Here is a 10,689-nt window from a genome sequence, read left to right on the forward strand (position 1 = left end):
CGGTGACGATTGCGTCGGCTTCGATGTAGATGACAGTACCTTCTTCGAGTTGGATGGGGGCTAGTTGGGCCATGGGGTTAAATCCTGAAAATTACCTGTGCGGGTACTGTGGCATGGACAGACAAATACTACACTGTCACTAAATTTGCCATACGCCCCATCTATGAGCCGAGATGCCCTAATCGTCGGAATCAATAGTTATCAGCATTTCAATCCTCCTCTTAAGGCTCCAGAGAAAGATGCTGAAGCCATAGCACAGCGTTTGGAGCAGGATGGGGACTTTAGGGTTTGGCGAGTACCGGAGCAGATTGACCAGGCGAACCGGCCCGCAGTTTCATTGACGCAGAAGGTGTCTCAGGTAACGCTAAAGCAGGCGCTAAAGCGGCTTTTTTTGCCAGATAGTAAACAGGCTCCAGAAACGGCACTGTTTTATTTTTCGGGCCATGGCATTCCAGATGAAGAGGGTGAAGACGGGTACGACAAGGGATACTTGGCGGCTAGTGATACGAATCCGAATAATCCTAGCTCAGGCATCTCTTTGGGATGGTTACATTGGTTGCTGTCAAAGAGCCCGGTAAAACAGCAAATTATCTGGCTTGACTGCTGCCATAGTGGGTCTTTGATTGTCAATGTGGGAGCCGCTAACCCAGGGAATAGTGAAAGTCGGGATCGGTGCTTTATTGCATCGTCTCGGGATTTTGAAACGTCTTGGGAGGATTTGAATAGTCCGTACAGTGTGCTGACTAAGGCATTGCTGGAGGGGTTGGAGCCATCGCGGTTGCCAGGACGGTGGATTGATACCTTTGCCCTGGTGGACTATGTGAACCAGGCGTTGAAGGGTGAATTGCAAACACCGGTTTGTACCAACTTTGGTGAGGCGATTAATTTGACCCGTAGTTGGCAAGCGGTCAACGAGGTAGCTACGGATGGGGCTGTAGACAGTGGCTTCTGTCCCTATAAGGGGTTGGAGTTTTTTGACTGTAATGGTGAAGACCCGAAATACTTTTTTGGTCGTGAGAAACTGATCGGGCAACTGCTGGACCAGGTGAGGACATCCAACTTTATGGCATTGGTGGGGGCCTCGGGGAATGGTAAATCTTCAGTATTGCGAGCTGGGTTAATTCATCAGCTACGGCTGGGGCGACGTATTGCGGGTAGTGACCAGTGGGAGATTCTGATTACTCGGCCTGATGGCCATCCGATGCAGAATCTAGCCTCTGTTTTTGTGCCAGAGGATGGATCTCAGTTGGATCGTGCAGGCGAGTTAGGAAAAGCGATTGGGCTTTTGAAAGAGGGAGCTGCTGGATTACAGCGGTTGGTGGAGGTGTCTACGGCACCACGGATTATTTTGGTGATTGACCAGTTTGAGGAGGTGTTTACCCGCTGTGAGAGTGCTGAGGAAAGAGAACAGTTTTTTAGCTGTTTGATGGGTGCACTGGAGCAAACCAGAGGTAAACTCTGCCTGATTATTGCGATGCGGGCAGATTTTGTTGGTAAGTGTTTGGAGCAGGACTACGGCGGGTTAGCTCAGCGGGTGCAGCAACATATGATGAGCGTGTTGCCCCTGACAACAGATGAATTGAGAGATGCTATCTGTAAACCGGCTGAGCAGGCTAACTTAACGGTTGAACCAGCGCTGGTTACTGAGATCCTTACTGATATCAAAGGTGCGCCTGGGAGTTTGCCGCTGTTGCAATATACTCTCAAGGAGCTTTGGCAACAGCGACAGGAGAGTACGGTTATGCTCTCTACGTATCAAGAGCTTGGAGGTATTAATGGCACCCTGGATAAACGGGCAACCGAAATTTACAATACCTGTGATGCTGATCAGCAAAGTACGGTTCAGCATATCTTTCAGCAGTTAACCCAGTTGGGGGAGGGGACCGAAGATACTCGTCGTCGTGTTTTTCTAGACAACCTGATTTCTGAACCGTTGCATCCGGCAAAGCGGGTTAGGACAGTTATTGATACGTTGTCCAGTAAAGATAATCGACTGTTGGTGACCAGTGAAGTCATTGGTAAAGGTGAAAAACAAGAACGCCGGGCAATTGTGGATGTGGCCCATGAAGCGCTGATTCGCCATTGGCGATTGCTTAGGCAGTGGATTGAAAAGAATCGAGATTTGTTGCGGCAACAGCGACGTATTGAAATTGCTGCTGGAGAATGGCGAACCCGCAAGAATGACACAGATTATTTCTTGCAAGGACGGCAACTTTCAGAAGCTCTGCGTTTTCAAAAAGAGAATAGTCACATTTTTCCCTTATCTCAATTGGGAAAAAGCTTTGTTTACAAAAGCTGGCAACATCAAAAAAATAGGCGTTTAAAGTTTTTGGGAACGGCTGTTCTAGTTCCATTGGGTATAGCAATTTACGCTGGTCTACAAATTCGGACTAACGTTTATTTAGAGCCCTCCTGGAATTTGGTGAATGACTATAATGCACGGAGCAATAAAATTTCTAGAAATCCATTAGTGAGAGCACTTGAAGAGATTAATAAGGCTAATCACTCATTAGATGGAATAAATCTTGTTACCGCCAACCTCAGCGGAGCAAAACTCAGCGGAGCGAAGCTCAGCGGAGCCGACCTTCGCAACGCCGACCTCAGTAACGCCGACCTCATCTCCGTCTACCTCATCTCCACTAACCTCAGCGGAGCCAACCTCAGTGGAGCCAACCTCAAATCTGCCAGACTCCGCAACGCCGACATCAGTTCCACCAACCTCAGCGACGTCGACTTCTATAAGGCCAACCTCAGCGACGCCAACCTCAGCGGAGCAAACCTCAGCGTAGCCGACTTCCGCTCTACCAACCTCAGCGTAGCCGACTTCCGCTCTACCAACAACCTCAGAAACGCTAAATTCCGTTGGGCCAATCTCAGCTACGCCGACTTCAGCTCTGCTGACCTTAGCTACACTAACCTTAGCTACACTAACCTTAGCTCTGTCAACTTCAACAGAGCAAACCTCAGCGACGCCAACCTTCGCAACGCCAAACTCCGTTACGCCAACCTCCGCTATGCCAACCTCAGTGACGTCGACTTCTATGGGGCCGACTTCTATGCAACCGACCTCCGTTCCGCCGACCTTCGCTCTGCCGACCTCCACTCCGCCAAACTCAACTACGCAAACCTCAGCGACGCCAACTTCAACGGAGCAAACCTCAGCGACGCCAACCTTCGCAACGCCGACTTCAACTCTACGATTTTTCTTAGCACGGATCTGCGTACAACCAAAGGACTCACTAAGAGGCAACTGGAGGGTGAAAACCCGCCCTATATCTGCAATTCTCCACTGTCCGACAACCTTGGAATTGAGAGTGGCAAAGACCGAGACTGTGGCAAGCTAGCTAATATTTTACATCAAAGATATCCAGATAGGCATAAGAGCTTGGAAGCAGCAGAAGAATTTGTCAAAAAACAACGGCAGAAAACCTGGGAATAGTCTTCATGCTTCAAAAGAGATGCATATGTGCAACATCAACCAGGTATCTCAATATAAGGCCGCTGATCCGGCGGCAGAAAAATAATCTTCTCCAGCTCCACTGGATTCACCTGCCAGTGCTCACCATTCTTCCGATAATGCACACTCCAGGCCAGGTCATACTTCAGCTTATGAATCCGAGCATGTTCCGCCTTTTTAATCTCAGCCGTAATCCGAGTACGGCTAGTATTCAGCAAATCTGCTGCCTGCTGGGGAGAGGTCCATGGCGCTACCGGCAAACCTAACGCCCGTAATACTGTTCTAGAAGTGCCACGCGGGCGACCAACGCCTCAAAATCCTTACGCTGCATCTGTTGTTGTGACCTCCCTTGCCTTAACCCGCTTCCCAGCCGCTCTCAGACGAGCCTGAAGAATTGGCTCATGTTCTCCCAACCATTACCAAAATTCATGCTTAAACTCAGGATCCAAGGTACGACCAACATAAAGCGCACAGTATCAACAGAGATAACTTTTTTAACTTGACTACAGGAATCGCAAGCAGTATTGTACTTTTCATGCCCTGCGGGGCCACACTACAAAGCTCAATATTTAGCACCAGTGGTAGGTGCGGACACACCTAGCCACTGGCTACCCCGACTGATACAGGCAGTCCGAGGATGGGGATACTTTATCCCATCGCCACCCCGGTTTGCATCACATTTATCGGGGTGGCTAAGTCTTGAGCTTTGGTTTCCTTACCGTATAGTCCATTTTCGGAGACCAAAGCCAATGTATATCGACCCAAGCCAGGGCGCAGGCGCGCCCATCGTTCCACCTGTTTCAGAAACCCTACCCGACTACCAATTCGAGAACATACGCCATCTAATTTTTGGTAGCCTCACCAGCGTGCAGCTCACCGTTCAAGAGCTACACAGCAAACACTATGCCGAACCCAACGACTGGAGTAAACCCATCTCCACCGGGCGACCTAATGAGGTGATGGTAATTCTAACCAAGAAAGTCAGAGTAGCCTAGCCATTTAGAGATTGACCACTAACGCAGGGAGATCGCTCAGAGCAATCTCCCTGCACCATGTTGTACGTATCGCTTGTTTTGATAGCAGGTACAGCTAAATCCCGAGGCGCAACCTTGGTCACCCACAATGTAAAGGAGTTTGCTAGGGTAGATGACCTGCGGCTCGAAGATTGGTATTAGCAGATTCGTTTGGGTAATGAGACTATCACTCAGCTTGAGAAACTGTATATTTCAGCACTTTCTATACCGTTGTTTTGGATGTCGTGGACTCTCAGGATATTGCATAATCACCACACCTGCCTCCAAAGCAGGATTTAGATAATTCTTACGAAACGTAGTCTTACGCGACAATGATAAGCACTCCATCAGTTCCTGGGTACTCCAATAACGATCATCCATTACAGCCAATAGCTTTTTAACTTGATCGCTTACTTGATCACTTACTTGATCGCTGGTGCCAACGGTACCTTTCTGAAACGATTCAACGGCGGCTGATAGGTCATCTCATGGCGCTCTGTACGAGTAGGTTTAGGTGAGCGATCGCAACCACTCCCTCAACTCTCGGTCAGCCCTCATCTCACTAACCCGAGCTGTCGCCAAAAACTCATATAGTTTTGTTTTGGGCACCTGCGGAAATGTTGGACTTCGTTCCAGTTCCCCATAGGCAGAATCTTGCAGCTGATAAAGACGCCAAGTCTCTCCATCGTAGCGCCAAAACTCTGGCACACCCATCGCCGCATAGAGTCGTAGCTTATCAATACCCGTGTGGGTAATATCCACCTCTACAATCAAATCCGGTGGCGGATCTTGGTCCAAATCAACATTCCGTCCTGCCACTAACGGTTGATTCTGAATGTAATAAGCTGCATCCGGCTCGCTCGAACGATCGAGTATCTCTCGATCCAAGGTGGTAGACCCCATTGTTTTCGTTTCCATCCCCAGCTCCGATGCCAAAATGTAAATAAATCGACCAATCAACCAGGCCGAAAACCCATGAATCTCAAGCGGCATCGTAATTTCTAACGTTCCTTCGGAGTAAGTCAGACGCGTACTGCGATCGGGACTCAGGGACTGTCGCACCGCTAAGTACCCTTGCCAGGTTAGCGATCGCAACACCACCCGCCGCTCACCCACAGGCGGCGGCACCGGCTGTTTTACTAAAGGAGCTGTACTAACCATACGCCTGTAACCAATACAACGACAGAACCTATACCATTCTAAGCGGTGAACCCCAAGCCAAAACTTAATGCCCCGCTGGCTGAGCGTAGTCGAAGCCAGCATCGCCTATCATAGAGGCTAAGCTGCCCGGACGCCCCCATGGTTCAATCCGACCTGAGAACCTATCTCCCCCCTAGCACTGAGCTACCCGACTCAGACGATATTCCAGTGGATAATGAGGATCAAAACCTAATCCCCAACGTTCTGCTGTTTTTACTCAACTTTATCTGGCCCCAGCGCCAAGACTGGTACTTCGGCGTCGATATGGGCATTTACCACACCACAGGAGCCCACCCACGAGTGCCAGTGGTGCCAGATGGCTTTTTGAGTTTGGGAGTAGAGCGCCGCAAGAACGGCCAATCTCGCCGCAGCTACGTGCTTTGGGAAGAAAATGATATTGCTCCCACTCTGGTTTTAGAAGTCGTTTCCTGGACACCCGGTGCAGAATATACCGAAAAACTAGAAATCTATCGCAGGCTGGGGGTGCTCTACTACGTGATCTACAACCCCAACTACTGGCAGCGCGACGGCCATCAGCCCTTTGAACTCTACAAACTGGTCAATAATACCTACCAGCTACAGCTGGGCGAACCCTTCTGGATGCCCGAAGTTGGTTTAGCCATTGGTCGCTATCCAGGCAGCGCAGGCGGTATCCAAAAAGAACTGCTGGGCTGGTTTGACGCCCAAGGTAAACGCTATCTGACGCCAGAAGAAAAGGCCGAACGCTTAGCCGCTCGACTTCGAGAACTGGGAGAAGACCCCGACCAGCTATAGATCCTATGGGTACAATCACAGCTAACGTCTGCAATCTATTTCAATGAGTATCAAGCCTGGTAGTAAATACTATCCACTGTTTGAGCATTTGCAACAATGCGGTGAGGAAGATACTAAGCTTACATTTGAGAAAATTGAGGCAATGCTCAAAGACTCATTGCCTGCGTCCGCCTTTAGTAAAAAAAACTGGTGGAGCAATCGTGATAGTAACAGCGCCCTCCAGGCCAAAGCCTGGATCAGTGCTGGCTACCACATCGAAATTGTTGACCTGGCGCAACAAACAGTTACTTTTCGTAAATTCAAAGCAGTCTATAACATTCAGCAAAAAGAAGGGGCTGTTGTGTGGCAACAGGATGCCATTAAAGCCCTGCGTAAACACATGAGCCTGACCCAGGCCCAGTTTGCTCAAGAGCTAGGGGTGCGGCGACAAACCGTCAGCGAATGGGAAAATGGTGTTTATGATCCGGATCGTTCCACCACAAAATTCCTTGAACTAATCGCCAAACAGGCCGAGTTTCAAGCACCACCAACAGAATAATAATATTTTATTTGACTAATGACCGGTGGACGGTCAAAATAAATCTATGCGATCAAGCGTACTGTTAAGGCGACCTTGGCATGCTCCTGACGCAAAATCTCAACCCCTATTATTTCGGAGAATAAGCCTATGCTGACCGATCCCACCCAGGGTGCCACCGCACCCACAGTTCCTCCTGCTCCAGAGTTGTTGCCTGACCAGTTGCCTGAGCAACAGTTTGAAATTGTTCGTCATATGCTGTTTGGTACGCTGACGGGAGTGCAGCTGACGATCAAAGATCTGCACAACAAACACTATGCTGAACCTAATGATTGGAGTAAGCCTATTTCCACCGGACGGCCCAATGAGGTGATGGCCATCTTGACTAAGAAGGTGAGGGTGGTTTAAGTGAAAAAAGACAGTTCGGAGAGATAGAAGATCTGCGGCTAAATAATATATCCGATCAACCCGGTTTCGACTTCGCTCAACCTTCCAGCTTTGAGAGTTGAGCAGAGTCGAAACTCGATCTACGGGTATTTCATTTCGAGCCAGTCCTTAGCTGGGGAAGTGCGATATCGCACCTCCCCTCAGCCTAAAATCCCAACCAAAATCCTGCGAGATGCCATTCTCCGTAACAATGGCCATAATAGGGCCGTGGGTCTTGAGCGATATCGATGTCTGAGCCTGAAACCTCTGAAAAGCATAACTTTATTGATCGGCAGCTGGATCGACTGCTCAAGCTGCTCAATGAGCGTCTGTTTAAGCCGCTAGATCAGCTAACGATTTTGCTACGGCTGTTTCTGGTGATGGCCCTGTCGGTGTGGTTTGGGTTTACCGCCGTCAATCTGTGGCACTCCGTTAGCTTTAACATCATCCATCGTCCGATTTACCACGTCAGCTTTGCCGTGGGCGGCTCCGGTGGTGAAAGCTACATCCTGGGTAAAGCTATTAAACAGGTGGTGGAGGCCTATCACCCCAATATTCGCCTGGACCTGCTAGAAACCGTGGGCTCGGTGGATAACATTAACCGGTTAGACACCGGGGAGGCCGACCTGATCACGGTACAGTCTGACATTAATCCGGGGGCCAATGCCCAGGCTGTGGCCAGCCTGTATCGAGATCTGTTTCAGCTGATAGTGCAGGACCAAACTGACATTGAACAGTTTAGCGATCTAGCCGGACGACGGATTGGTGTACAAAGAGAGAGTGGTCAGTTTCTGTCGTTTTTAGAAGTGGCCAATCATTTTGATCTCAAAGCTGAGGACTTTGACTTTGTTGGGGTGGATGATGACGAAGCTGCGGTTGCCTTTGAAGCGGATCGGGTGGATGCAATTTTTCGGGTGAGAGCCCCAGGTAACTGGATTGTGCAGGATCTAGTGCAGTATCATCGGGGTCGTCTGTTGCCGATTGAACAGGTTTCGGCTATGCGGATCAAACATCCGGCCTTTAAGGCGGCTACCATTCCCCAGGGAACTTACCACGGCAGCGTTCCCATTGTGCCCCCCAAGGATATTCCCACCGTGGGGGTATACAAAATGCTGTATGCCAGTAAGCGTGCCAATAGGAGGGTGGTGCAGGCGATTGCCACTATTTTAAAGGAGCATCACCAGGAGATTTCCAATGCTATTTCACGGGATACGGTGGAGGTAAAACAGCTAGTAGCTAACATCGGTCGGCCCAGCAGCAGCTTTGGAATTCCCATACATCCAGGGGCGATTGCGGCCTATAAGCAACAGCCAAAATCATCGTTTGTAACTAAGAATTTTGATTTTCTGGCGTTGTTGTTATCTATTGTTGTGCCCATTGCCTCCTGGATTTGGGAGCTGCGATCGCGTGCTGAAAAGCGAGGCAAAAGCCTGTGCGAAAGCTACATCAGCGATGTGATCAAAGTGATGGATGACGACGATGATGATGCAGCTGAGCACACCCTGGAGGAACGACAGAAAAAGCTATATCTGATTTTTGACCGGGCCGCTAAACGGCTGGTGGACGAGGACATTTCCCAAGAAGCGTTTCGTACCTTTAATGAAGCCTATAAAACAGCCTGTGAGAAAATTGAGCGGGATATCAAGGCTCAGGCTGACCACCAGCAGTCCATCCAGCAGCATACGACGGCGCAGTACATCCAAGATGTGGTGGTGATTCATCAGGCGGATAGCCTGCCCCACCCGGAAAGCCTGCAGCAGATGGAGGAAGTGCTGCAGCGGGTGCTAGATGATTTGGCGTGCGATCGCATCTCCCAGGAATCATTTCGCACCTTTATGGACGTGTATAACACCACCAAAAAGTCTCTTCAGGAAAACAACCATCGGGGGGAGGCGGGTATTGATTTCCCGGAGACTACAGGAGAGAGTGCTGCCAGTTCTTCCCTGTCAACAGAATCCATTTTATGAGCGATTGACGATCGCTATTGGATAAATCCTTTACGTAAGTAGCTGCTGAGACCGTCCACCAGGGTGACGAGCACCAGCACCACAATTAGCAATGCTGATACCTGCTGATATTTCAAAATACGCAGAGCACTGATAATCTCCAAGCCAATCCCCCCTGCACCCACAGCTCCTAGCACCATAGAGGCTCGAAAGTTATATTCCCAGCGATAAAAGGTAACATCGGCCATCTGAGGAAAAACCTGGGGCAAAATGCTATGGACAATTACCTGGGGTTCTGTGGCTCCAACGGAACGGGCCGCTTCTACTGGGGCCTGGTCGCTGAGTTCGATGGCTTCAGCAAAGAATTTGCCCACCATGCCCACAGAATGTAGCCCCAGGGCCAATGTGCCTGGCAGTTTACCAAACCCCACCGCCGCCACTAGAATCATGCCTAAAATGAGTTCAGGAATGGCGCGGGTAATATTGAGCACCGCACGGGCCATGTGAAACACCATGGGATGAGGGGCTGTGTTTCTTGCTGCTAGTAAGCACAGCGGCAGTGAGAGAGCAACGGCCATTGCTGTGCCAGCAACGCTCATGGCCAGGGTATCCAGGATCGGCTCAAGCCACTGGGGGAAGCGACTAAAATCAGGGGGGAGCATCTCCCCTAGCAGATTAACAATGGCGGGAACTCCTTCCACCATTCGTTCTATATTAAACAGACCCACTGTTATACAGCTGACAAGGATAAAGACCAACAGCAGCAGCGTTCGGCTAATCTGTTGTCTCCACTGACGCCGAGACTGTTTGAGAATACTGTCGAATAAAGCGGATTGCGGGGAGAGGGAATACCGGTCTCCCCTTGAGTGACTGCCCATAAAAAAATCTGTCGTAGGATTTTTTATCGCTAGCGCCTCTACTGGACAAACTCTCCCAGGTCTAGCTCTAAAATCTCGCCTGCTTTACGAATACCGTCGTAGTCGCTGTCTTCCATGGCGGCAAAGCCGTCTGCTTTGAAGGGGCCTAGCACCGCCTCGTTTTCTAAACTTAGAAATGCCGTGCGAATCTCTTCTTTTAATTCTGGATCTAAGTCAGACCGCATGGTCCAGGGATACTGCGGAATGGGATCTGACTCGGCAACGATCGCAACTTTGTCGGGATCGATGGTTCCTTTTTCGATTAAAGATTCAAAAATGGGACGGCTGAGTCCGCCAGCTTCGGCATTACCATTTTGAACAGCCAGAGCAACGGCATCGTGGGCACCTAGAAAAACGGCCTCGTAATGTTCTCCTGATTTTAGGTTTTGATTGGCTAGGGTAAGTTCAGGGAAAAGACGGCTGGAGGTGGATGCCGGAT

Annotated in this window: 11 protein-coding genes and 1 pseudogene; 7 read left to right on the plus strand and 5 right to left on the minus strand. The window is 49.8% G+C overall.

Annotated elements, in window-relative coordinates; genetic code table 11:
- The first annotated feature begins 163 nt into the window (after positions 1-163).
- Entirely contained in the window at positions 164-3,439 is a 3,276-nt protein-coding gene (locus tag IQ260_RS20230) for an nSTAND1 domain-containing NTPase (RefSeq protein WP_193994900.1), read from the plus strand.
- A 35-nt stretch (positions 3,440-3,474) separates the two neighbouring features.
- Here the strand turns inward: IQ260_RS20230 and IQ260_RS20235 are convergent, their stop codons facing one another.
- Positions 3,475-3,717, minus strand: a complete 243-nt coding sequence (locus IQ260_RS20235) for a hypothetical protein (protein WP_193994901.1) — start codon at positions 3,715-3,717, stop codon at positions 3,475-3,477.
- A 489-nt stretch (positions 3,718-4,206) separates the two neighbouring features.
- Between IQ260_RS20235 and IQ260_RS20240 the strand changes: the two genes are divergently transcribed.
- Together IQ260_RS20240 and IQ260_RS31550 are read left to right on the plus strand one after the other, a co-directional pair.
- Positions 4,207-4,452, plus strand: coding sequence for a hypothetical protein (locus IQ260_RS20240; RefSeq protein WP_193994902.1), 246 nt, complete (start codon positions 4,207-4,209; stop codon positions 4,450-4,452).
- Positions 4,453-4,509: 57 nt separating this feature from the next.
- Positions 4,510-4,632 carry a PIN domain-containing protein gene (locus IQ260_RS31550; RefSeq protein ID WP_265579574.1) on the plus strand — a complete coding sequence of 41 codons (123 nt, stop codon included), beginning with the start codon at positions 4,510-4,512 and terminating at the stop codon, positions 4,630-4,632.
- A gap of 51 nt (positions 4,633-4,683) precedes the next feature.
- On the opposite strand, the pseudogene IQ260_RS31915 reads toward IQ260_RS31550, so the two are convergent.
- Positions 4,684-4,866: pseudogene (locus tag IQ260_RS31915) on the minus strand (Fic family protein); the annotation flags it as partial.
- 114 nt (positions 4,867-4,980) lie between these two features.
- The gene (locus IQ260_RS20245; protein WP_193994903.1) at positions 4,981-5,631 is read right to left on the minus strand and encodes a Uma2 family endonuclease; all 651 of its coding nucleotides are present in this window, start codon (positions 5,629-5,631) and stop codon (positions 4,981-4,983) included.
- Positions 5,632-5,769: 138 nt separating this feature from the next.
- On the opposite strand from IQ260_RS20245, the gene IQ260_RS20250 reads away from it, so the two are divergent.
- From IQ260_RS20250 to IQ260_RS20265, 4 genes are all read left to right on the plus strand, one after another.
- Entirely contained in the window at positions 5,770-6,444 is a 675-nt protein-coding gene (locus IQ260_RS20250) for a Uma2 family endonuclease (RefSeq protein ID WP_193994904.1), read from the plus strand.
- 43 nt (positions 6,445-6,487) lie between these two features.
- Complete coding sequence (locus IQ260_RS20255; protein ID WP_193994905.1) at positions 6,488-6,982, plus strand: helix-turn-helix domain-containing protein; 495 nt, start codon at positions 6,488-6,490, stop codon at positions 6,980-6,982.
- Positions 6,983-7,111: 129 nt separating this feature from the next.
- Positions 7,112-7,369, plus strand: coding sequence for a hypothetical protein (locus IQ260_RS20260; protein WP_193994906.1), 258 nt, complete (start codon positions 7,112-7,114; stop codon positions 7,367-7,369).
- Between the two features lie 266 nt (positions 7,370-7,635).
- A complete protein-coding gene (locus IQ260_RS20265) occupies positions 7,636-9,354 on the plus strand; it encodes a TAXI family TRAP transporter solute-binding subunit (RefSeq protein WP_193994907.1) in 1,719 nt (572 codons plus the stop codon).
- Between the two features lie 14 nt (positions 9,355-9,368).
- On the opposite strand, the gene phnE is transcribed toward IQ260_RS20265, so the two are convergent.
- Positions 9,369-10,211 carry a phosphonate ABC transporter, permease protein PhnE gene (gene phnE / locus IQ260_RS20270; RefSeq protein ID WP_193994908.1) on the minus strand — a complete coding sequence of 281 codons (843 nt, stop codon included), beginning with the start codon at positions 10,209-10,211 and terminating at the stop codon, positions 9,369-9,371.
- Positions 10,212-10,249: 38 nt separating this feature from the next.
- A partial coding sequence (locus IQ260_RS20275; protein WP_193994909.1) for a PhnD/SsuA/transferrin family substrate-binding protein occupies positions 10,250-10,689 on the minus strand: 440 nt, incomplete at its 5' end.

Source organism: Leptolyngbya cf. ectocarpi LEGE 11479 (assembly GCF_015207065.1).
GTDB lineage: Bacteria > Cyanobacteriota > Cyanobacteriia > Phormidesmidales > Phormidesmidaceae > Leptothoe > Leptothoe ectocarpi.